The sequence below is a fragment of the Actinoplanes sp. NPDC051861 genome, assembly GCF_040681145.1.
Taxonomy (GTDB): Bacteria; Actinomycetota; Actinomycetes; order Mycobacteriales; family Micromonosporaceae; genus Actinoplanes.
The window spans coordinates 16,927-37,743 of the sequence record NZ_JBFAYE010000030.1 but is presented as its reverse complement, the minus strand read 5'-3'; the positions used below and the strand labels follow the sequence as shown (position 1 = coordinate 37,743).

20 protein-coding genes are annotated in these 20,817 nt (G+C 70.1%); 10 read left to right on the top strand and 10 right to left on the bottom strand.

Annotated features, from left to right (window positions below):
• Positions 1-36: 36 nt before the first annotated feature.
• Positions 37-2,343, bottom strand: coding sequence for a transglycosylase domain-containing protein (locus AB0M02_RS43065; RefSeq protein WP_364238355.1), 2,307 nt, complete (start codon positions 2,341-2,343; stop codon positions 37-39).
• Positions 2,344-2,776: 433 nt separating this feature from the next.
• On the opposite strand from AB0M02_RS43065, the gene AB0M02_RS43060 reads away from it, so the two are divergent.
• Entirely contained in the window at positions 2,777-3,082 is a 306-nt protein-coding gene (locus AB0M02_RS43060) for a WhiB family transcriptional regulator (protein WP_364238296.1), read from the top strand.
• A 16-nt stretch (positions 3,083-3,098) separates the two neighbouring features.
• Here the strand turns inward: AB0M02_RS43060 and AB0M02_RS43055 are convergent, their stop codons facing one another.
• The 3 genes from AB0M02_RS43055 to AB0M02_RS43045 are packed head-to-tail and all read right to left on the bottom strand — an operon-like array spanning position 3,099 to position 6,189.
• Positions 3,099-4,229, bottom strand: a complete 1,131-nt coding sequence (locus AB0M02_RS43055) for an ArsA family ATPase (protein ID WP_364238354.1) — start codon at positions 4,227-4,229, stop codon at positions 3,099-3,101.
• A 48-nt stretch (positions 4,230-4,277) separates the two neighbouring features.
• Positions 4,278-5,228: an ArsA-related P-loop ATPase gene (locus tag AB0M02_RS43050; RefSeq protein WP_364238295.1), complete on the bottom strand. Its 951-nt coding sequence runs from the start codon at positions 5,226-5,228 to the stop codon at positions 4,278-4,280.
• 22 nt (positions 5,229-5,250) lie between these two features.
• Positions 5,251-6,189, bottom strand: coding sequence for a hypothetical protein (locus tag AB0M02_RS43045; RefSeq protein ID WP_364238294.1), 939 nt, complete (start codon positions 6,187-6,189; stop codon positions 5,251-5,253).
• 110 nt (positions 6,190-6,299) lie between these two features.
• Here AB0M02_RS43045 and AB0M02_RS43040 point away from each other — a divergent pair, with 110 nt between their 5' ends.
• The 6 genes from AB0M02_RS43040 to AB0M02_RS43015 all read left to right on the top strand — a co-directional run bounded on the left by AB0M02_RS43040 (position 6,300) and on the right by AB0M02_RS43015 (position 13,941).
• A complete protein-coding gene (locus tag AB0M02_RS43040; protein ID WP_093619400.1) occupies positions 6,300-6,455 on the top strand; it encodes a DUF4177 domain-containing protein in 156 nt (51 codons plus the stop codon).
• Positions 6,452-6,943 carry a RidA family protein gene (locus tag AB0M02_RS43035; protein ID WP_364238293.1) on the top strand — a complete coding sequence of 164 codons (492 nt, stop codon included), beginning with the start codon at positions 6,452-6,454 and terminating at the stop codon, positions 6,941-6,943. The genes AB0M02_RS43040 and AB0M02_RS43035 overlap by 4 nt, the downstream gene beginning before the upstream one ends.
• A 95-nt stretch (positions 6,944-7,038) precedes the next feature.
• Positions 7,039-7,857: an MBL fold metallo-hydrolase gene (locus AB0M02_RS43030; RefSeq protein WP_364238292.1), complete on the top strand. Its 819-nt coding sequence runs from the start codon at positions 7,039-7,041 to the stop codon at positions 7,855-7,857.
• Positions 7,854-11,438 (top strand): adenylate/guanylate cyclase domain-containing protein, encoded by a 3,585-nt coding sequence (locus AB0M02_RS43025; protein ID WP_364238291.1) that lies wholly within the window; start codon positions 7,854-7,856, stop codon positions 11,436-11,438. The genes AB0M02_RS43030 and AB0M02_RS43025 overlap by 4 nt, the downstream gene beginning before the upstream one ends.
• Before the next feature lie 31 nt (positions 11,439-11,469).
• Positions 11,470-12,456 (top strand): serine/threonine-protein kinase, encoded by a 987-nt coding sequence (locus tag AB0M02_RS43020; protein WP_364238290.1) that lies wholly within the window; start codon positions 11,470-11,472, stop codon positions 12,454-12,456.
• 303 nt (positions 12,457-12,759) lie between these two features.
• The gene (locus AB0M02_RS43015; RefSeq protein ID WP_364238289.1) at positions 12,760-13,941 is read left to right on the top strand and encodes a hypothetical protein; all 1,182 of its coding nucleotides are present in this window, start codon (positions 12,760-12,762) and stop codon (positions 13,939-13,941) included.
• A 21-nt stretch (positions 13,942-13,962) separates the two neighbouring features.
• On the opposite strand, the gene AB0M02_RS43010 is transcribed toward AB0M02_RS43015, so the two are convergent.
• Together AB0M02_RS43010 and AB0M02_RS43005 are read right to left on the bottom strand one after the other, a co-directional pair.
• A complete protein-coding gene (locus AB0M02_RS43010; protein ID WP_364238288.1) occupies positions 13,963-14,376 on the bottom strand; it encodes a hypothetical protein in 414 nt (137 codons plus the stop codon).
• Between the two features lie 116 nt (positions 14,377-14,492).
• Positions 14,493-15,176, bottom strand: a complete 684-nt coding sequence (locus tag AB0M02_RS43005) for a hypothetical protein (RefSeq protein WP_364238287.1) — start codon at positions 15,174-15,176, stop codon at positions 14,493-14,495.
• Positions 15,177-15,636: 460 nt separating this feature from the next.
• Between AB0M02_RS43005 and AB0M02_RS43000 the strand changes: the two genes are divergently transcribed.
• Positions 15,637-15,954, top strand: a complete 318-nt coding sequence (locus tag AB0M02_RS43000) for a hypothetical protein (RefSeq protein WP_364238286.1) — start codon at positions 15,637-15,639, stop codon at positions 15,952-15,954.
• A 212-nt stretch (positions 15,955-16,166) separates the two neighbouring features.
• On the opposite strand, the gene AB0M02_RS42995 is transcribed toward AB0M02_RS43000, so the two are convergent.
• On the bottom strand, positions 16,167-16,436 hold the full coding sequence (locus AB0M02_RS42995; protein WP_364238285.1) for a hypothetical protein: 270 nt from the start codon (positions 16,434-16,436) through the stop codon (positions 16,167-16,169).
• Positions 16,437-16,586: 150 nt separating this feature from the next.
• Here AB0M02_RS42995 and pyrE point away from each other — a divergent pair, with 150 nt between their 5' ends.
• A complete protein-coding gene (gene pyrE, locus AB0M02_RS42990; RefSeq protein WP_364238284.1) occupies positions 16,587-17,111 on the top strand; it encodes an orotate phosphoribosyltransferase in 525 nt (174 codons plus the stop codon).
• Between the two features lie 94 nt (positions 17,112-17,205).
• Here pyrE and cutA read toward each other — a convergent pair whose 3' ends face one another.
• From cutA to AB0M02_RS42975, 3 genes are read right to left on the bottom strand one after another with little or no spacing between them, the layout of a single operon-like run.
• On the bottom strand, positions 17,206-17,526 hold the full coding sequence (cutA, locus tag AB0M02_RS42985) for a divalent-cation tolerance protein CutA (RefSeq protein ID WP_364238283.1): 321 nt from the start codon (positions 17,524-17,526) through the stop codon (positions 17,206-17,208).
• Positions 17,523-18,578 (bottom strand): aspartate-semialdehyde dehydrogenase, encoded by a 1,056-nt coding sequence (locus tag AB0M02_RS42980; RefSeq protein ID WP_364238282.1) that lies wholly within the window; start codon positions 18,576-18,578, stop codon positions 17,523-17,525. Before AB0M02_RS42980 ends, cutA begins: the two co-directional genes overlap by 4 nt.
• 8 nt (positions 18,579-18,586) lie before the next feature.
• Positions 18,587-19,852 (bottom strand): aspartate kinase, encoded by a 1,266-nt coding sequence (locus tag AB0M02_RS42975; RefSeq protein WP_364238281.1) that lies wholly within the window; start codon positions 19,850-19,852, stop codon positions 18,587-18,589.
• A gap of 151 nt (positions 19,853-20,003) precedes the next feature.
• On the opposite strand from AB0M02_RS42975, the gene AB0M02_RS42970 reads away from it, so the two are divergent.
• Complete coding sequence (locus AB0M02_RS42970) at positions 20,004-20,774, top strand: hypothetical protein (protein WP_364238280.1); 771 nt, start codon at positions 20,004-20,006, stop codon at positions 20,772-20,774.
• Positions 20,775-20,817 lie beyond the last annotated feature (43 nt).

Here is a 20,817-nt window from a genome sequence, read left to right as displayed (position 1 = left end):
GGAGATTCGATCTCCCGCCCGTTTCCGGTGGTGTGGCTAGTTGCCGTTGCGCCTACCCGGTGGGGTCGGCCCCTCCTCGCCCTCTGGCGTCTCGGGTTTCGAGTTCTTCCCGTTGCTGATCTCGATGATCACGGCGCCGTTCTTGATGGTCCGGCCGGACGGGTTGGTGCCCGCCGCGGTGCCCTTGGGGCATTCCGAGTCCACCTCGCCGCCGGTCGACACCTCGAAGCCGGCGCCCTCGAGCTTGGAGCGGGCCGAGCCGATCGAGTCGCACTCCACGTTCGGGATGGAGCGCTGGTCGCCGTACGCGATCTTGGTGCTGCCCGGCTTCTTGAACTGCTCCTTCGGCTTGTCCTGCATGTACGCCTTGAGCGTGTACTGGACGGCCGGGTTGATGACATCGTGGCTCATCCGGTCCCGGTGCTCCGGCCAGTCCGGGTTGGCCATGTATCCGGCGACGACCAGCGACGTGGTGCCCGCGATCAGCGAGGCGGTCTTGTCGTTGTCGGTGGTACCGGACTTGCCGAAGACCGGGTGGCCGACGATGCCCCTGGTCGGGCCGGCCGTGTTGCCGTTGCACGCGCCGAGCTGGGCCGAGTCGCCGACCGGGCAGCGGGCCGCGTCCAGCGCAGCCCGGGCCACGTCCTTGGTGGTGGCCCGGATGCAGTGCGGCTTGCCGACGTCGAGCTTCTCGCCCTCGTTGGTGGTGATGTTCTCCACCGGGGTGGGCTGGCAGTACATGCCGTCACCGGCCAGCGTCGCGTACGCGTTCGCCATGTCCAGCGGGGTCGACTGGGAGACACCGAGGGTGAACGTGCCCCAGGCCCGCGCCTGATCCGGATCGTCGGCCATCTCGCGGTCCTTGCCGGCCCGGAACTGGACGCCGAACCGCTTGGCCACGGCGACCACCTTGTCGGCGCCGGCGCGTTCCTCGAGCGGTACGAAGTACGTGTTGATCGACTTCGCGAAGGCGCTCCACATCGTGAAGACGCCGACACCCTTGCCGGAGTTCTTCGGGCACCACTGGTCGGTGCCGGGGCACGCCGAGCGGTCGCTGGGGCTGGTCTTGTACTTCGACCGGTACTGCGCGTCGGTCTTGATCGTGTAGCCCAGCGGATAGCCCGCCTCCAGGCCGGCCACGATCGTGAAGATCTTGAACACCGAGCCCGCCTGGTAACCACTGATGTCGCCACCACCGCTGAGCAGCGGGTTGGTGGTGTTCGGGTGGGTGCCGCGGATGTTCTTCTTGGCCTTCCTCGGGTCCGAGGAGATCTCGTTCTGCGGGTCGTCGGAGTCGTCGAGCTTGTACTTCCGGTTCGCCGCGAGCAGGCGCACCTTGCCGGTGCTGGGCTCGATGCCGGCCAGCATCACGGCGTTCTGGCTCTTGTCGGACTGGCGCTTCGCGATCTCCTTGCGAGCCGCCGCCTGACCCTGCAGGTCGATGGTGGTGACGACCCGGTAGCCACCGCTCTTGAGGCGGCGCTCCCGGTCGTACTCCGTCGCGCCGAAGGCGTCCTGCTCCATCCACCAGCGGTAGAAGTAGTCGCAGAAGAAGCCCCAGTAGTTCTTCGACACCCAGGCGCAGCCGTTGCCGACCTGCTTGACCTTGGTGGGGACCTTCTCCTTCTTGGCCTCGTCGGCCTGCTGCTGCGTGATCGCCCCCATGGTGACCATGCCGGGGATGATGTAGTTGTCGCGGCGCGCGGTGATCTGCTCGTGGCCCGACGGGGTCGTCGGGTTGAAGCTGGACGGCGCCTTCACCATGCCGGAGAGCATCGCGGCCTCGGCGACGGTGAGGTCCTTGGGCCGCTTGTTGAAATAGACCTGGCTGGCGGCGAAGACCCCGTACGCCTGGTTGCCGAAGGGCGCGGTGTTGAGGTAGCGCTCGAGGATCTGGTCCTTGGTGAGCTGCTTCTCGACCTGCAGCGCGTACTTCATTTCGGTGATCTTGCGCTTCGGGCTGTCCTCGGTGGCGTCGACCACCTCCTGCGGGTTGGTGGCCGAGTAGGCCAGCGACATCCGCACGTACTGCATCGTCAGCGTGGAGGCGCCCTGCTGGGTGCCGCCCGAGCTGTTGCCCACGAACGCACGGGCGACACCCTTGAGGTCGACGCCGTTGTGGTCGTAGAACTTGCGGTCCTCGGCCGCCAGGATCGCGTTCTGCATGTTCTTCGAGATGTCCTTCAGCGGAACGTTGCTGCGGAACTCGTCGTAGAACTGCGCAAGCGGGGTCCGCCCGTCTCTGGCGTAGACCCGGCTGATCTGCGGTGAGCTGAAGTCCTTGAGCTCACTCGGCAGGTTCGCAAACGTCTGGCCGCCGGCCTTGGCGGCCAGCCCGGTCATAGCGGCGGCGGGGAAGGCTGCAGCAGCGACCACGACGCCCGCCAACAGGCCGCAGACCAGCAGCGATGTGGCGTTCGTGAAGATGTTGTGATCGCGTCTGCGAAACCAGGAGGTCGAGGTCACCCGAGCAGGGTACGCGAACGACGCACGCGACCGCCCGTCGAGAAGGCCAGCTCTGACCGTATCGAGTGTGAGGTGTCACCCCCTTCCGGCGGGGCGGTTTCCCACATATGCACCAAAGAAACCCCCGTTCCGCTACACCTGCGTGGCCGCTATGCCCGGAACTACCGGGCTATACGTATTTGAGGGACAACGTTGCGTAATCACCCAACTACAGAGCATGATGGTCCGGCGAGACATCGCACGGCGTCCGCGCGGCGAGGGGGACATTGCCGCCGACGCAGGGGGTGACAGCAAGGGGGGACGTTTACCGATGGGGATGATCAGCGACTGGCCCAGCATGGCGGCGTGTCAGAGTGGCGACCCTGACGCGTTGTTCGTGCAGGGCGCCGAGCAGAACGTGGCGAAGAGGATTTGCCGCAGCTGCCCGGTCCGCTACGAATGCCTCGCCGACGCCCTGGACAACCGCATCGAGTTCGGCGTGTGGGGAGGCATGACGGAACGGGAGCGCCGCGCCCTGTTGCGCCGGCACCCGCACGTGGCGAGCTGGCGCAAGATGTTCGAGGCCGCTCTGCGGGAGAAGGGTGCCGACAAGGTGCTCGTCTCCACCACCCGCTGATCGATTAGGGCGTGTCCTAGGCGAGCAGCGCTCCGATCGTCCGCAGCCCGTCGACGTCGTGAACGTCGGCGGGCTGCGCGGCGACAGCGGTGGCCGGCACCGAGGGGAAAGCCTCGGTGAAGGCGGCCGCCACGCGTACCTCTCTCTCGGTCTGCCGCAGCAGGGTGGCGTGGATGCGCAGCACGTCGGCGGTGATCCGCTGGTCGCCCTCGGCGTCCAGCCGCTCGGCCGCCGCCTCGCTCTCCTCGGCCGTCAGGCCGGCCGGCTCGGTCTGGTGCATCCGGTTGAGCACGAGACCGCCCAGCGGCATCCGCTCGGCCACCAGGCGCTCAGCGAAATACGCCGCCTCCCGGATCGCGTCCCGCTCGGGCGCCGCGACCAGCAGGAACGCGGTCTGCGGGTCCTGCAGGACGCGGTAGGTCTGGTCGGCGCGCTGGCGGAACCCGCCGAACATCGAGTCGAGCGCCGCGACGAAGCCGGACAGGTCGGTGAGCAGCTGAGCGCCCAGAATCTTCTGCACCGCGCGGGAGAAGAGCCCGAACGACGCGGTGACCAGGCTGAACATGCTCCGCCCGCCGGTGCGCGCCGGCGCCAGCAGCATGCGCAGCATGCGGCCGTCGAGAAACCGGGAGAGCCGGGCCGGCGCGTCCAGGAAGTCGAGCGCGGACCGCGACGGCGGGGTGTCGACCACGATCAGGTCCCACTCGTCGCCGGCGCGCAACTGGCCCAGTTTCTCCATCGCCATGTACTCCTGCGTGCCGGAGAAGGTGGAGCTCATGGCCTGGTAGAACGGGTTCGCGAAGATCTCCGCGGCGCGCTTCGGCGTGGTGTGCTGCTCCACCACCTCGTCGAAGGTGCGCTTCATGTCCAGCATCATGGCGTGCAGCTCGCCGCCGTTCTCCGCGGCGTCGATGCCTTTCACCTGACGGGGTGTGTTGTCCAGCTCGGTGAGTCCCATCGACTGGGCGAGGCGGCGGGCCGGGTCGATGGTCAGCACGACCGTCCGGCGCCCGTGCACCTCGGCGGCGCGCAGGCCGAGCGCCGCGGCCGTCGTGGTCTTGCCGACCCCGCCGGCGCCGCAGCAGACCACGATCCGGATGGCCGGGTCGGCGAGCAGGCCATCGACGTCGAGGCGTGGAGCGGTCAGTTCAGCCACCGTTCCAGCGTAGTGCGTCTTGATCGGACATTCCCCTGATCAAGCGCGCAACAGGCGCGCCGCGAACCGCTCCAGGCCGGCCAGGTCGACGCCGTCCGGGAGTTGCGGCAGCTCCACCATCGGGCGTCCCAGCTCGGCCAACTCCAGCCGCAGCGACTCCTCCAGCTCCCGGCGGGTCAGGTGCGCCTGTGCTTCGCCTGCGAGTTGGCTCACCGTCGCCGGGGCGGTCGTCACACCGGCCGCCGCCAGGCCGCGCTTGAGCTCCGCCTTGGTCACCTTGCCGGAGTCCAGCAGCGCCGGGCGGGTGTTGTTCACGATGATCCGGCCGACCGGGATGTGCAGGGCCTTGAGCTCGGCGATCGCGTCCAGGCTCTCCTGGACCGGCATCTCCTCCAGCAGGGTGACCACGTGCACCGCGGTCATCGGGGAGCGCAGCAGGGACGCCACACCTTCGCTCTGCGTCTTGATCGGGCCGACCTTGACCAGCCGGGCGGTCTCCTCGGTGACGTTCAGGAACCGGCCGACGCGACCGGTGGGCGGCGCGTCGAGCACCACGGCGTCGTAATACCGGCGGCCCTCGTGCGACCGGGTGGTCGCCTCCTTGACCTTGCCGGTGAGCAGCACGTCACGAAGGCCGGGCGCGATGGTCGTGGCGAAGTCGATGGCGCCGACCTTGCGCAGTGCCCGGCCGGCCGCGCCGAGCTTGTAGAACATGTCCAGGTATTCGAGGAGGGCCTCCTCGGGGTCCACGGCCAGGGCGCGGACCTCGCCGCCGCCGGTCGTGGTGGCGATGCGGCGTTCCGCGTACGGCAGCGGATCCAGGCCGAACAGCTGGGCGATGCCCTGCCGGCCCTCCACCTCGACCAGCAGCGTGCGCCGCCCGCCGGAGGCCAGGCCCAGCGCCAGAGCGGCGGCGACGCTCGTCTTGCCGGTGCCGCCCTTGCCGGTGACCACGTGCAGCCGCTCCGGCCAGTTCCGGTGTTCGCCCATGCGTCAAAGGTACGGCGAGGTGTCAGCCGGACACGTCGCACACCAGCCAGCCGGTCTTCCGGATGACCGTGAACCGGAGATCCTGGTTCGCCGACTTCTCGTCCTCGGTCGACAGCACCACGCGTACGCCGACCGTGGCCTCGTCGTCCCCGCGGTCACCAACGGCCGGGTCGTCCCAGCGGAAGACGGCACCGTCGTAGCTGTCGGCGTACGTGCTGATCTGCTCCACCCGCTGCGCGAGTTTCTCGGTGTCCCGCGACTTGCGGCAGACGAGATCCTCGGCCGCGCTCGCGTCCTGCTGCGTGTAGACCGCGGTCAGGAACCGGTTGACGGCCGTCGCGGGGTCCGGCGAGCCGGGATTGTCGGCGTCGCGGAACAGGAAGTACGCCGAGACCGCACCGCCGCCGCAGAGCACCAGGGTGGCCGCGAGGGCCAGCGAGAGGAAGACGGTGGAGCGGCGGCGCGGTCCGCCGGGCAGCAGCGGTGCCGCGCCGGCGGCCTGCGGTCCCACCCAGATCGGTTCCTGGGGGCCGGTCTCCGCCGGCGGGGAGTGCTGAAAGGCCAGATGTTCGGGCGGCGGGTGCTGCCACTCGCCGGGTTTCTCGTGCCGGGCGTGCCACGGCCCGGACGGCGGCGGCTGCTGCCATCCGGCAGGCGGTGTACGGGAGATCACCTGGGTGGGATCGGGCGGCGGGTACAGCGCCGGATGCTCGGCGGTCGCCTCGAGTTGCGGTCCGGACGCCCCCGCGGCGTCCGGACCGGCTTGCGGAAGGGCCGGCGGTGGCAGACCTCCAGCGATCGGGAGCCCGGCCGGCGGGCCGCTCCCGAACCGGTCCGCCAGGTGCGGCGGCTCCGGTATGGGAATCGGCTCGTCGGGCGGGATGGGCATGGGCGGTTCCGGTTCGGGTGACGGCGGCGGTTCCGGATGCCCGGAGGCGCCGTCCTCTGCACGATGCGTCATGTCACCTCCGCTGATTCGCGCTCAGTGATCTGGGCTCAGCCTAACCAACCACCCGGACCGCCGGGTCCTAAGCTGAACGCCGTAGCCGATCGAGAGGGAGAAGTCCAGCCATGCAGAAGTGGGAGTACGTGACCGTGCCCCTGCTGGTCCACGCGACCAAGCAGATCCTCGACAACTGGGGCGAGGACGGCTGGGAGCTCGTCCAGGTGGTGCCCGGCCCCAACCCGGAGCAGCTTGTCGCCTACCTGAAGCGGCCCAAGTCGTGACCGGGCCCGCCCCGGTGGCCGGTGAGGGCGGCGTGGACGCGTACGCCAAACTCGCCGAACTCGGCCTCAGCCTGCCCAAGGTGGTCCCGCCGCTGGCGGCCTACGTGCCGGCCGTGCAGTCCGGGAACTACGTCTACGTCTCCGGCCAGCTCCCGCTCGTCGACGGCAAGCTGCCGAAGACCGGCAAGGTCGGCGACGAGGTCACCCCCGAGGAGGCCGCCGACCTGGCCCGCATCTGCGGCCTGAACGCGCTCGCCGCGATCGAGTCGCTGGTCGGCCTCGGCCGGCTCGTCAAGATCGTCAAGGTGACCGGTTTCGTGGCGTCCGCGCCGGGCTTCACCGGTCAGCCGCTCGTGGTGAACGGCGCGTCCAACCTCTTCGGCGACGTCCTCGGTGAGCAGGGACGGCACGCCCGCAGCGCGGTCGGCGTTTCCGAATTGCCGCTGGGTGCACCGGTGGAGGTCGAGGTCATCGCCGAAGTAGCGTGATCTTGTGGGGATTCGGCCGCTTTTGGTGACCGAAGGTGACCGGATCGGACATCGTGTCTCGGCCATCACCCATGAGGCGACGTACGATTCGGGGCATGGGGGGTGCTGAGCCCGAGTCGGCAGAGGTCGACCGGTTGCCGGGTTGGGTGACGCTGCTGCGGGCGCCCAACCCGGGACCGATGACGCTGGACGGCACCAACACCTGGATTTTGCGCGCTCCCGGAGCGGATTTCGCCACCGTGATCGACCCCGGGCCGCTGGACGAGGGTCACCTGCGCCGGATCGCCGAGCACGGGCCGTTCGGTTCCATTCTTGTCACGCACGGTCATCACGACCACGTCGAGGGCGCCGACCGGCTCGCCGAGCTGCTCGGTGGCACCCCGGTCCGGGCCGCCGACCCGCGGCACTGCCGCGACAGTGAGCCGTTGGACCCGAACGGGCCTCTCGACGGGAACGGCCTGGAAATAACGGTGCTGGACACTCCGGGGCACACAAGTGATTCCGTGTGCTTTCTCGTCGAGTGTGGGAACGACCGCGTGATGTTCACCGGCGACACGATGCTGGGGCGTGGGACCACTGTGGTGGCCCCGCCCGACGGCGACCTGGGTGCCTATCTGACGAGTCTGGGAGTGCTCAGCGCGTACCCCTCGGTCTTGATGCTGCCGGGCCACGGACCGGCCCGGACCGACACCGCCGAGCGTGCCCACTTCTACCTCGGCCACCGCCGCGAGCGACTGGCGCAGGTCCGTGCCGCCATGGCGACCGGGGCGAGAACCCCGGCGGCGGTGGTCGATCTGGTCTACCCGGACATCGATCCCCACCTGCGCTTCGCCGCCGAGTGGTCCGCCGCCGCGCAGATCGATCACCTCAATCGGGAATCCGGGACCGGCGTGAATCGGTTGGATCGGCCGTGACCTGCCCCGTGTGCGGGACCGTCGCCGTGCCCGGCGCCCGCTTCTGTCATCACTGCGGTGCGGCCCTGCCCGCGGCCGCGGCGCTGCCGGCTGCCGAGCGCCGGATCGTGACCGTGCTCTTCGGCGACCTCTCCGACTTCACCTCCTGGTCCGAGGACCTCGACCCGGAGCGGGTCGGCGCGGTGACCGACCGGGTGCTGGCGTCCCTGGCCGGAGCGGTCAAGACGTTCGGCGGGCACGTCGACAAACTGACCGGCGACGGGATCATGGCGGTCTTCGGCGCACCCGTGGCGCACGAGGACGACGCGGAGCGCGCGGTCCGTGCCGCCCTGAGCATGCAGCGCGCGGTCCGCCGGGTGCTCGACGACGAGCGCGGCGGCGGCGCGCCGCTCGGCCTGCGGGTCGGGCTGAACACCGGTGAGGTGGTCGCCGGCATGCAGGCCGGCATCGAGTACACGGTCATCGGCGACACCGTGAACACCGCCGCCCGGCTGGCCGACGCGGCCGCGGTCGGCGGGGTCTACGCCGGCGAGCGGACCAGCGCCGGCACCCGGCATGTGGCCTCCTGGCGTCAGCTGCGGCCCCTGCGGCTCAAGGGCAAGCGGGAGCCGGTGCCCACCTACGAGCTGCTCGGCCTGCACGACGCGCCGGGCACCCGCTCCGGGCTCGGCGACGAGGCGCCGTTCGTGGGCCGTGAGACCGAGCTCGGCCGGGTCTCCGGCCGGCTCGCCGAGGCGATCGACTCCGGCACTCCGCGGATCATGGTGATGACCGCCGAGGCCGGCATCGGCAAGTCCCGGTTCGCCGGCGAGGTGAAACGGCTCGCCGCCGGTTACGAGGCCGGCACCGGTCCCTATGCGGGACACGGCGCCCGGGTCCTGCGGGTGCGCTGCCGCGCGTTCGGTGAGCGCCGGCGCTACGCGCCCCTGGCCGACATCGTCCGCAAGGCGGCCGGCCTGCCCAAGGACATGATCGCCACGATCGGCCGCGCGGTCGTCGAGGAACGCCTGCGCAAGCTGGCCGCCCGCATCGGCGCCCAACTCGACACCGACCGGCTGCTGGTGCTGCTCGGCTACGGCGAGGCGCCCGGCAACCCGGTCGGGCCGGCCGCGCCCGCCGACTGGCCGCCGAGCGCCAAGCGGGTCGACGCCGAGGCGATCTCGATCGCGGTCGCCGACCTGCTCAGCGCGCTGGCCGTCGAGGCGCCGCTGATGGTCATCGTGGACGACCTGCACGACGCCACCGCCACCACCGTCGCGGCTCTCGGGAGCACGCTCTCCCGGCTCGACGGCCCGGTCGTGGTGCTCCTGCTCGGCCGCCCGGAGCTGGTCCGCACCGCCGGCGCGATGACCCGGCTGGCCGACGCCGAGGTGCACACGCTGCCGCCGCTGCGAGGTGCCGACGCGTCCCGGCTGCTCACGTCGTATCTGAACGGCGGCAAGCTGCCCCAGCCGGACAGCGACCGGCTGCTCGCCACCGCGCAGGGCAACCCGTTCTATCTGGCCGAGATGGTCACGCTGCTGATGGAGCGGGGCGCGCTCACCCCGGCGGTGGGCGCCAACGCGGCCGGCCGGTGGCACCTGGCCGCCGGGTCGCTCGGCAGCCGGCTGCTCTCCCGTGACCTGGCCGCCGTGCTCGCGGCGCGTATCGACGCGTTGCCCGCCGAGCCACGCTCGGTCCTGCGGGACGCCTCGGTGGCCGGGACGACAGTGCCGTCCGGTGTCCTGGAGGCGTTGTGGGAACGCCGCTCGGAGGTCGCGGAACTGGAGCCTTCCGTCGACGAGCTGCTGCAACGCCGCATGCTGCACCGGACCCGGGGCGGATACTCGTTCTCCACGCCGCTGATGCGCGAGGCGGCGTACGCGAACATCGGCAAGGCCGACCTGGCGGAGCGGCACGCGTACCTGGCCGGCTGGGCGGACGGCGCCGACGGGTCGGTGCGGCTCAACCTGTCCGACAACGAGCGGGACGCGTTCATCGCCACCCACGTCGAAGCGACCGTGGCACTGGCCGACGCGGTACGCCTGCGCCCGGACGCCGCGGCTCGCGAGGTGGCGCCGCTGGGCGTGGCCGCGCTGGGGCGGATGGCGCGGCGGGCACTGGCCAACATCGAGCCGGCCGCCGCGATCGAGTACGCGGAACGCGCCACCGCGCTCACCAAGGACGGCCTGCCGCTGCCGGACCAGCTCGTGCACGCCCGTGCGCTGCTGCGCCTGGGCCGGGCCGAGGAGGCGCTGGCGTACGGCGAGAAGATCACCAAGGCGGCCGCAGACGATCCGGTGTGCCGCGCCGAGGGCACGATCCTGGTCGGCCGGGCGTACGAGGCACTCGGCGACACCAGCCGTGCCGTCTCGGCCTGGCAGGAGGCCCTGGAGGTCGCCACCGAGGCCCAGCTGCTGCCGGAGCGAGCCAACGCCATGCGGCGGCTCGGCATGGCCGACTTCCTGTCCGGGCGGCTCAGCCAGGCGAGCAGCCGGTTCGCCGCGGCATACCAGGTGACGCTGGCGGCGGGCGACCGCCACGGTCAGGCCTGGGCCCTGCAGAACCTGGCGTGGGTGACCACCACCCGTGGCGACTTCGCCGGCACCGACGCCGTCCTCGGCCGGGCCGCGCGCCTCTTCGCCGAGCTCGGCGATCCGGTCGGCCGGTCCTGGATGCGCGGCACCACCGCGTTCGCCCGCCTGCTCGCCGGCCGCCTGCAGGAGGCCCGCCGGCTCGCGCGGATCTTCCTGCCCTTCGGCGACCGGGTCGGCGAGGGCTGGGCGGTCGGCACGTTGCGGGTCGTCGAGGCGTACGCGGCCGCCGAACTGGGCGATCTCGGCGCCGCGGACAGTCAGGCGCGGCGGGCGTTCCGCGAGTTCAACGAGCTCTCCGACGACTGGGGGCGGGGACTCGCCATGGTCGTGCGCGGCGCCATCGCCCGCAGCCTGAACGAGTTGGACCACGCCGCCGACCTGCTCACCGACGCTCTCGTCTACGCCGACCGCACCGGGCACCCGCTGCTGATCGGCATGGCCGGGACGCTGCACGGTTTCGTCGCCCTGCAACGCGGCGACCTGGCCACTGCCGAGGCGGACGCCCGCCGGGTGATGACCGCGGTGGAGCCGCACAACCCGCTGGCGCCGGCCCAGGTCGGACCCCGGGTGCTGCTCGCCGAGGCCCGCAACCGCGCGGGCGACGCGACGACGGCGATCGGGTTGCTGGCGCCGATCGCCAGTGACACGGCCACACCGTCGTTGCTCTTCTCGCGGCGGCACGCGCTTGCCGCGTACGCCTCCGCCCTTCTCGCCGAAGGCCGCGTCGAGTCGGCACTGACCTGGATCGAGCGCGCCCGTGAGGTTCCCGCCGAGGACGTCCGCAGCGGCGTGATCACCGCCATGGTCCGCGCCCGCGTGCTGGCCGCCGCCGACCGGTGCGAGGAGGCACTGGCCGCCGCCGAGGAGGCGGTCCGTCTGGCGAACGCCACCGAGCAGGCCAGCGAGCGGGCAGCCGCCGAGGAACTGCGCGATACCCTCGCCCTACCAGGTCTCGAAACGGCTGCGGCGGAAACTGTCGCCTACGCGTCTGACATGCCTGGATGATCTTTGATCCGCCTGGCGTATTTTCTTTAACGTGACGGAGACTCCGCCTGGCGCCCTACCCGTACCGTACGTGCCAGGCATGTCCGGTTTGTCGGTCATGGCCCGCGGTGGTTACGCCACCGTCTACCGGGCCACCCAGGACTCCGTCGGGCGCGAGGTCGCCATCAAGATGGAGAACCGCACCCTCGACAACGCCCGCGACCAGGCCCGCTTCCTCCGCGAGGCCCGCGCCGCCGGCCGCATGTCCTCCCACCCGCACGTGGTGGACCTCTTCGACGTCGGCGTGACCGTCGACCAGCATCCGTACCTCATCATGGAGCTCTGCGACGGCTCCTACCTGGACCGGATGCGCGTCTCCCCGCTGACACCCGTCGAGGCCCGCGACGTCGGCATCAAGATCGCCGACGCCCTCGTGCACTCACACGCCAACGGCGTCCTGCACCGCGACGTGAAGCCGGCCAACATCCTGTATTCGCAGTTCAACGCGGCCGTCCTCGCCGACTTCGGCCTGGCCGTCCTGGGCGAGATGCGCGACTCCTCGGTCACCCTCGAGGTGCTGACGCCGGCCTATGCCCCACCCGAGATGTTCCGCCACGACAGCCCGTCCGGCGCCGCTGACGTCTACGCCCTCTGCGCCACTCTTTACGCGGTGATGAACGGCCGCCCGCCACGCTGGAGCACCGATCGCAGCCCCAGCCTGATCACCCTGATGGACCTGTTCCACCAGCCGATCCCCGAGCTGCACGGCGTCCCCCGGTCACTGACCGACATCCTGCGTTACGGCATGGCCAACGACCCGGCCTCCCGCCCCAGCGCCGAACAACTACGCGACCTGCTCAACAACCTCCAGCTGGACCCGAATCTGCCCCAGCCCCCGCCGGCGGTCTACCGCTCGACGTCGAACCATCTGCCTCGGCCACGTCCGATTGTTCCCAATACGCCGACGCACGAGGACGAAACGCCCACTGTCCATAATCCGGGCGCTCGCAAAGGCTTCTTCAGCCGGTGGTTCAGCTAGTCGGTTGCTTCCGCTTCTTTTTCTTTACGTGTGACCGAAGTCCCCCAGAAGCAGCGAGGCGGCTCTCGTGAGTCGGCGCGATCAGGGTGCCGCTCAGGGCCGCCCGGCGACCGCCGGGACACCTGCATGGTCACCGCCGTCAACGCCCCGCCGCCCTGACATGTGCATGCCATCCCGTGTTCCGCCGGGCTCCTGACAGCGGGATCCGGGAGATAGTGGGGTGTGGGGAATCGGAAGCTCCGCACCTCCGGGCCGCAGCTCGTCGGCGGCCCGATCGTCACGCCAAAACGTGCTGCCAGCGGTTTGTCCCCGACCCGGGGCGCGGCCGGCGGCCTGTCCTCCGCCCGGGGCGCCCCGGCCGGCGGGTTGTCCTCCGCCCGGGCCGGCACCGTCGGCAATGCCGTCCTGGCGCAGGCGGTCAAGGCTGGTGACGACCCCGCCGTGCTCCCGCCCGTCGGCAACGCCGCGCTCGCGCAGGCGGTCCAGGGCTCGCTCCCGCCCGGCAACTACACAGTCGTCGTGGTGGGCTCCCCCGGGCCGGGTGAGCTTCCCGGGCACGCCTTCCAGTTCGCCGACGCCGGTGCCCAGGTCGGCGGGGCGCAGCGGGTCTGGCTGGTCGAACGGACCGGCTACGACCGGGCGGGCGTGGACCCGGCCCAGATCGAGGCCCGGGCGGGAGGTGCCACCGTCCTGTGGATCACTCCGGAGCGGACGCTGGCCGACCGGCTGCGGCAGTTCCCGCCGGGTTCGATCACCGGGCTCCACGTGTTCAGTCACGGGGTGCCGGGCGCGCTGACCCTGCGGTACGGCTGGCCGGACCTCAAGGACTACGGGCTCAGCCTCGCCGAGGCGCGCGGTCTCCCGCCGGCGCCCTTCACAGCGGACGCCGAGGTGACTTTCGACTCCTGCAACACCGGGACCGATCCGTCGCTGCTGCCCGGCATCGAGTATGGCGAGCGCAGCCTCGCCGCCGAGGTCGCCGACGCCACCGGACGGCCGGTGACCGCCTGGCTCGGGCGCACCTCATATCGCCAGGTGAATCGGGGCACCGGCGGTGTGATCGGCTCCGAGGTGTTCGGCGGCGGATTGCGGCCGGACATGACCGAGGTCTACAGCAGCGTCCTGCGCCAGCGGACACCGCGGCAGTACATCACCGCTCCCAGCCGGTCCCCGGGAAGCTGGACGAGCTGGTTCCGGATGAAGGCTCGCCTGCCGAGGACCCGGAGCTTCCCGGTGCCGGCGAGCGGCTCGATCACGGTGACGATCGCCGCGCGCAGTGAGTTCGAGCCGATGCTGGGCGCCCGCATCAACGTCTGGCTGCACCGGGGCGATGACGACATCAGCAAGCAGCTGGCGATCGTCGGTCAGGAGAGCGTGCTGACCTGGTCCGGACTCGAGGAAGGCACGTACCACCTGGAGTTGTTCCACGGGTCCGGCCTCGAGGTGGAGGGCGACATCTCGGTGGCCGTCAGGGCCGGCCCCTGAGACAGGAACCGGCCCCTCTCGTCACGCACCGACCGACTCGCTGCAGGTGTGGCTGGGGCGCGGGAAGATGTCGCTTGATCCGCACGCGCAGCAGGTGTGCACGACATGCACGCCGCAGGTGCAGTTGCGCCACTCCTGACGCGGCGGGGTGTCGACGAACGACTCGTCGCACCAGCGGCACGCGGTCGGCGCGGCGTTGATGTCGAAGGTCGCGTAGCGGTGATAGCTGTACGCCACGATCCGCGGGTCCATGCTGCTGTGCAGGACGAGCTCGCACAGCTCGTCGGGGGTGTTGACGGTGCGGTGCGTCTCGTAGGTGCTCAGTGAGTCGAGCCGGAGGGTCAGGGTGACCTTCCAGCGGAAGGTCCAGGCGTCCGCCGGCGCGGCGAACGCGTGGTGGATAAGGGTGTCGTCTTCTTCAGCCGTTGTCTCCATGACGACCACAGTGATCAAACTCCCAGGTCAACAAGGTCAGGGGCGTCGGCCGGCGGGTGCGGGCGGCTCTTGACCACCGGGTCGCTCCCGGCCGGCCGACGGTGTTCATGTGGACGTCAGTGGCGGTCGCGGCCGGGGTCGTCGCGGTTACGCTTGCCGTCGGTGTTACCGCCGTGGTCGTGTTTGCGATCGACTTTGCGGTCGACGAACCACAGGCCTATGCCGAACACCGGTCCGCCCACGAGGACGATGAGAAGTCCCCAGAGAGAGGCGGCCAGAACCGGGTCGGGCACATCGGGAATGAGCAGGCTCAGCAGCGCAACGGTGCCGAGCGCCGCGGAAGTCACCGCCAGGAAGACGAACGCTCGCACGAGCGAGGTCCTCGAGGTGATGAAACCGACCGTTATCTCGAGTGTCTCGAGGACCTTGAGCCCGACCCAGACGGTTGTCTTGTCCGGGTGGCGTGCCTCGTGCTCCGGGTCGCCCTGGTGGGGCCGGCGGATGACGAGAGGGCTCGCATCGATGGTCGGGATAGGATTGACAGAACCATCCGCGAGGTTGTCCTCGACGATCTCGCACTCGTCGACTGTCAGCGGGACGGGGTGGCGCTGGCTGAATGCTCGCCTGACGGCGGTGCGCATTCTGATCCACAAGGCGTGCACCCGGTTGCGGGCATAGACCACATCAGGGTTGCTCACCTGCGAGGGGATCGATCGAGGATCCGAGGGGCTGGCCAAGAAATCGTCCCTCCGGACGAGTTCTGGCTCGCTCTCCTCCTCTCCGGTGGTCGGGACTGACATTGTCTCTGGTCCACCTTCCCTGAACCGCGCGACTTCGATGTCATGCGGTTGGACGACGGGCTGTCGTCCGGTTGGACCAGAGTAGCACCCATGAAACGGCCGATTGCCAGTCAAGATGCAGCAGTCGTATGACTTAAGTATGCCTGCGCGCGGGGTCGCTCCTTACCGATTTTGGTTTCGGACACAACTATCAGTGATAGTTGCGTCACCATGCGCCGTCGCTACCTCGTCATATGCACAACGATCTAATAGATTTGGATCTCCAAGGGGTGTCGATCTGCAGTTGATCTCTGTATCCTCGACCCACCGGACATGCTGTCCGTTGATGCAGCAGAAAAACTGCTGAAGCCTGAGTGTCGACCAGCAATGTTCACCGTTAGACAGCAGCAGAAGACCTGCATAGTTACAGTCAGGTCATGACCCAGTCACTCTGGGTCCGGAAGCAGTGGAGGTACAGATCGTGGCTGAGCCCGCAAACTCGCTAACCAAATCGGGCGATTCCATGCAGGCCGGCGAGAATCCGCCACCCCCGACCGGGGAGAAGCCCACGGCCGAGGGCTCGGGTGGCAACGGACTGGTCCGCGTCACCGTCAATCTGACGAAGCGGTCCCACCGGGATCTCCAGAAGCTGACGGAAGAGACAGGCCTGGGGAAAACGGACGTGCTCAACCGCGCGGTCCAGGTCTACGCCCTCGTCGAGGACCTGCTGAGCGACGGCGAGGGACAACTCGTCGTGACCCGCAAGGACGGCACGCAGCAGCGGATCTTCATCCTCTGACCGCCGACGACCGCCGACTTTCTCGGCGCTCCCGAGCCGGCAGCGGACACGATTCGGGCATGGCCCGTCCTCAGTCTTCGCGCTGCCCTTGCCGCCGTTCGGCCCCCCGTTGAACGTGCACCCGAGGCAGCCCACCACCGCGTCGCGCGGCTCGGACGAACAGCAGGGCCGGTTCCCACTCCGGGAACCGGCCCTGATCGCGTACGGGGAGCTCAGAGCGCCAACTGAGGGCTGACCACGCGCGGAGCCATCTGCTGCGGAACCGTGTACGGCCCGAGCATGGTCTCCACGACCGGTGCGATGGCGGTGCGCTCGCCGAGTTGCATGAGCCGGGTGGCGCGGGCCAGGGAGCCGGTCTCGCCGTCGCGGAAGCCCTCGCGGTAGCCCCGCTCGTAGCGCTCGCCCCGGCCGAGAGCGCGGCCGAGGGCGAAGCAGGAGGAGCCGGCGAGGGCGAGCAGGAAGAGCATCGCGAAGGGTGTCACAGAACTTTCCTTCCGGGCGCAAGCCACTAATTAGGCGAAAACTACCCCAAACAGACATATGATGCGGTAGTGAGGAGATCAAGTACGCCAACGGGTGACCGTCGGGGCCGCTGCGCGCCGCGCGGTGGACGCCTGACAAGCTGAGTCCTTGTGACTGACTCCGACCTTGCCCGGCAGGTTCGCAGCGTGAGCCGGCTGACCGGCGAATTCACCCTGCGCTCCGGCCGCACCGCGACCGAATACTTCGACAAGTACCAGTTCGAGGCCGACCCCGTCCTGCTCGACAACCTGGCCCAGCAGCTGGCCGTCCTCATCCCGGAGGGCACCGAGGTCCTCGCCGGACTGGAGATGGGCGGCATCGCGGTCGTCACCGCCCTGGCGCGGCACGCCAAGCTGCCCACCGCCTTCGTCCGCAAGCAGGCCAAGCAGTACGGCACCGCCCGCCTCGCCGAGGGCGCCGAGGTCGCCGGCCGCCGCGTGCTGGTCGTCGAGGACGTGGTCACGTCCGGTGGCCAGGTCGTGCTGTCCACCAAGGACCTGCGCAAGCTGGGCGCACACGTCGACCACGCGGTCTGCGTCATCGACCGTCAGGAGGGCGGCGCGCAGGCGCTGGCCGCCGAGGGGATCACGCTGCGGGCGCTGCTGACCCGCGCGGACCTCGACGCCGTCGCCTGACGCCCCCACCACCCACTCGGTCAGCACGCTGCCGGCACGGTTGTGGCGATTTCGGGTTCGTATGCGGGCGCAAATCGCCACAGCCGCGCGCTAGCTAGCCCTGGGTTTCCTCGCGTACCCAGGCGACATAGGCCGGGTTGGCTGCCACGACCGGGAGGGCGAGGACGCAGGGCACCTCATACGGATGCTCGGCGTTCGCCCGCTCGATGATCTGGTCGACGAGATCGAGCCGTGTGTGCAGGGCGACCCGGGCCTCCGGCTCGTCCTGCACCTCGCCGTCCCAGCGGTAGATCGAGCGGATCGCCGTGACCTGCTGACCGCACGCCGCGAGCCGGTCCGCGACCAGGCGGCGGGTGAACTCGGCCAGCCACTCGGGGTCGGCGGCCGTGATCACGACCTCGCAGATGCCGGTCACTTACCGAACTCCGCAGCGATGGCCTCGGCGATCTGAACCGTGTTGAGCGCCGCGCCCTTGCGCCTGTTGTCGCCGGTCACGAAGAGGGACAGGGCGCGCGGGTCGTCCATCGCCCGGCGGATGCGGCCGACCCACGACGGGTCGGTGCCGACCGCGTCGATCGGCATCGGGAACTCGCCGGCCTCGGGGTCGTCCACCAGGATCACGCCGGGTGCGTTGCGCAGCACCTGGCGGGCGCCGTCGGCGGTCACCTCGGAGGCGAAGACCGCGTGCACCGCGATCGAGTGCCCGGTCACCACCGGCACGCGTACGCAGGTGGCCGAGACCTTCAGGGCCGGCAGCGCGAGGATCTTGCGGGTCTCGTTGCGGAGCTTGAGCTCCTCGGTGGACCAGCCGAGCGCGGCCTGCTCGCCCGACCACGGGACCACGTTGAGCGCGAGCGGTGCCGGGAACGGGCCGAGGTCGTCGCCGACGGCCTGGCGCACGTTGCCGGGGCGGGAGCCGAGCAGCCGATCACCGGCCACCTTGCTGAGCTGGTCGTGCAGCGTGTCGATGCCGTACTGACCGGCGCCGGAGGCGGACTGGTAGGAGGCCAGGACGAGCTCGCGCAACCCGTACTCCGCGTGGAGCGGGGCCACCGCCATGACCATCGTCGCGGTGGTGGCGTTGGCGCTGGACACGATGCCGCGCGGGCGGTGCTGGAGATCCTCCCGGTTGATCTCGGGGACGACCAGCGGGATGTCCGGATCCATCCGGAACGCCGTGGAGTTGTCCACCACGATCGTGCCGCGGGAGGCGGCGATCGGGGCCCACTGGAGCGCGACGTCGTCGGGCACGTCGAACATGGCGACGTCGATCCCGTCGAACGCCTCGGGGCTCAGCTCGCGCACGACCAGCTGCTCGCCGCGGCAGGTGAGCACCTTGCCGGCCGACCGGGCCGTCGCGATCAGCCTGATCTCGCCCCACACGTTGCGGCGGGACGAGAGCAGGTCGAGCATGACGGCTCCGACGGAGCCGGTCGCCCCGACGACGGCGAGCGTTGGCTGCGCCATCGCCCGGCTTACCGGCCGGTTCCCGCGTAGACGACCGCCTCCTCATTACCACCGAGTTCGAACTGGTCGTGGACGGCGCGGACCGCGGTGTCCAGGTCGGTGTCACGGCAGACGATCGAGACCCGGATCTCCGACGTGGAGATCATCTCGATGTTGACGCCGGCCGCACCGATGCAGGCGAAGAACGCCGCCGCGACGCCCGGGTGCGAGCGCATGCCGGCGCCGATCAGCGAGACCTTGCCGACGTGGTCGTCGAAGAGCAGGGTCTTGAACTTGATCTGGTCCTTGATCTTGTCGAGCGCGGACATCGCGCTCGGGCCGTCCGCCTTCGGCAGCGTGAACGAGATGTCGGTGCGCCCGGTGCCCTCGGTGGAGACGTTCTGGACGATCATGTCGATGTCGATGCCGGCCTGCGCGACGGTCTCGAAGATCCGGCCGGCGGCGCCCGGCTCGTCCGGCACCCCCACGATCGTGATCTTGGCTTCGCTGCGGTCGTGCGCGACCCCGGTGATCAGTGCCTGCTCCACGTCGAGGTCCTCCATCGATCCGGTGACGAGCGTGCCTTCTTTGTTCGAGTACGACGAGCGTACGTGGATCGGCACGCGGAAACGGCGTGCGTACTCCACGCATCGCAACATCAGCACCTTCGCCCCGCCCGCGGCCAGCTCCAGCATCTCCTCGTAGGTGATCTGCTTGATGTGCTGGGCGTTCGGCACGATCCGCGGGTCGGCGGTGAAGACGCCGTCCACGTCGGTGTAGATCTCACAGACGTCGGCGTGCAGCGCCGCCGCGAGAGCGACAGCGGTGGTGTCCGAACCGCCGCGGCCGAGGGTGGTGATGTCCTTGGTGTCCTGCGAGACGCCCTGGAAGCCGGCGACGATGGCGATCGCGCCCTCGTCGAGCGCGGTGCGCAGCCGGCCGGGAGTGACATCGATGATCCGGGCCTTGCCGTGCGCCGACGTGGTGAGCACGCCGGCCTGCGAGCCGGTGTAGGACCGGGCCTCGTAACCCAGGTTGTGGATGGCCATGGCGAGCAGCGCCATCGAGATCCGCTCACCGGCGGTGAGCAGCATGTCCAGCTCGCGGCCGGGCGGCAGCGGGCTGACCTGGTTGGCCAGATCCAGCAGCTCGTCGGTGGTGTCGCCCATCGCGGAGACGACGACCACGACGTCGTCGCCCGCCTTACGGGCTGCCACGATGCGCTCCGCCACGCGCTTGATGCGCTCGGCGGTCGCGACCGACGAGCCACCGTACTTCTGCACCACAAGAGCCACGGCGAACCATTCCTTAGGGTCAGAGCGATCGCCACCACCCTAGCCGCGCCGTTGCGGTGCCTCGACAGGCGTTCCCAGATTCCGGCCACCGCGGCGCGACACGCCGAAGACACAAAAGCGGCGTGTCGCTGAATAGGGCGAGAATGGCGCGGTGTTCCTTCCCTCCGGTTCCCGGCGCGTACTGTCCGCGCTGACCGCCACCCTGCTGGGCGTGGCCCTGGCCGGTTGCGGCGGCGACGAACCGGGGCCGGCGCCCACCGGGCCCGCGTCACCGGCGGCCGCGTCCGAGCCGGCCGGCGACGGCCGCGACGCCCTGGCCGGGCTCGCCGCACTCGCCCTCGACCGCCGGTACGCCGCGCTGTACACCTGGGACGTCGGCGACGGCGTGCCCCGCAACGTGATCGCCACCGTGGCGAACGACGGCAGCTGGCGGGTGGACATTCCGAACGGCGCGCTCGGCGGCACCACGGGCGTCTCGATCGTCCGCAACGCCAACGGCGTCTATCAGTGCTCACTGCCGACCGCGGAGAATCCGGTCACCGGGATGTGCATCCGGGTGGCCGAGCGCGGCGACAAGGTGCCGCGCCGCTACGACCCGAAGGTGCAGCGGCTGTTCCGGCAGTGGCTGAAGGTCTTCACCGACCGCCAGTCGGCGCTGGCCGTCTCCGCCGTCCAGCCGCTGCCCGGCGCGCAGGGCAGCTGCTTCGCGGTCGACTCGGTCTCCGCCTCGCTGGACGCGCCGGTGGACGTGGGCATCTACTGCTACACCCCGGACGGCCTGCTCAGCGCGGCCCGGGTCGAGTTCGGACTGCTCACGCTCGTCAGCCAGGTCGCCGGTCCACAGGCCGTGCAGCTACCCGGCCCGGAGGTCGCCGGCGAGCCGATGGGCATGAACGCGCCCGACGTCGCACCGTCCGCCTGACGGGTTCCCACCATCCGGGCGAATGGTTAGCCACCCGGAAGTA

Bases quoted from the DNA above. Each gene is read 5' to 3' on its own strand.
- AB0M02_RS43030 (WP_364238292.1), top strand. From the start codon at position 7,039: ATGGGGGGTGCTGAGCCCGAGTCGGCAGAGGTCGACCGGTTGCCGGGT.
- AB0M02_RS42980 (WP_364238282.1), bottom strand. From the start codon at position 18,578: ATGGCGCAGCCAACGCTCGCCGTCGTCGGGGCGACCGGCTCCGTCGGA.
- AB0M02_RS43065 (WP_364238355.1), bottom strand. From the start codon at position 2,343: ATGACCGGGCTGGCCGCCAAGGCCGGCGGCCAGACGTTTGCGAACCTG.
- AB0M02_RS43060 (WP_364238296.1), top strand. From the start codon at position 2,777: ATGGGGATGATCAGCGACTGGCCCAGCATGGCGGCGTGTCAGAGTGGC.
- AB0M02_RS43010 (WP_364238288.1), bottom strand. From the start codon at position 14,376: ATGGAGACAACGGCTGAAGAAGACGACACCCTTATCCACCACGCGTTC.
- AB0M02_RS43045 (WP_364238294.1), bottom strand. From the start codon at position 6,189: ATGACGCATCGTGCAGAGGACGGCGCCTCCGGGCATCCGGAACCGCCG.
- AB0M02_RS43040 (WP_093619400.1), top strand. From the start codon at position 6,300: ATGCAGAAGTGGGAGTACGTGACCGTGCCCCTGCTGGTCCACGCGACC.
- AB0M02_RS43050 (WP_364238295.1), bottom strand. From the start codon at position 5,228: ATGGGCGAACACCGGAACTGGCCGGAGCGGCTGCACGTGGTCACCGGC.
- AB0M02_RS43005 (WP_364238287.1), bottom strand. From the start codon at position 15,176: ATGTCAGTCCCGACCACCGGAGAGGAGGAGAGCGAGCCAGAACTCGTC.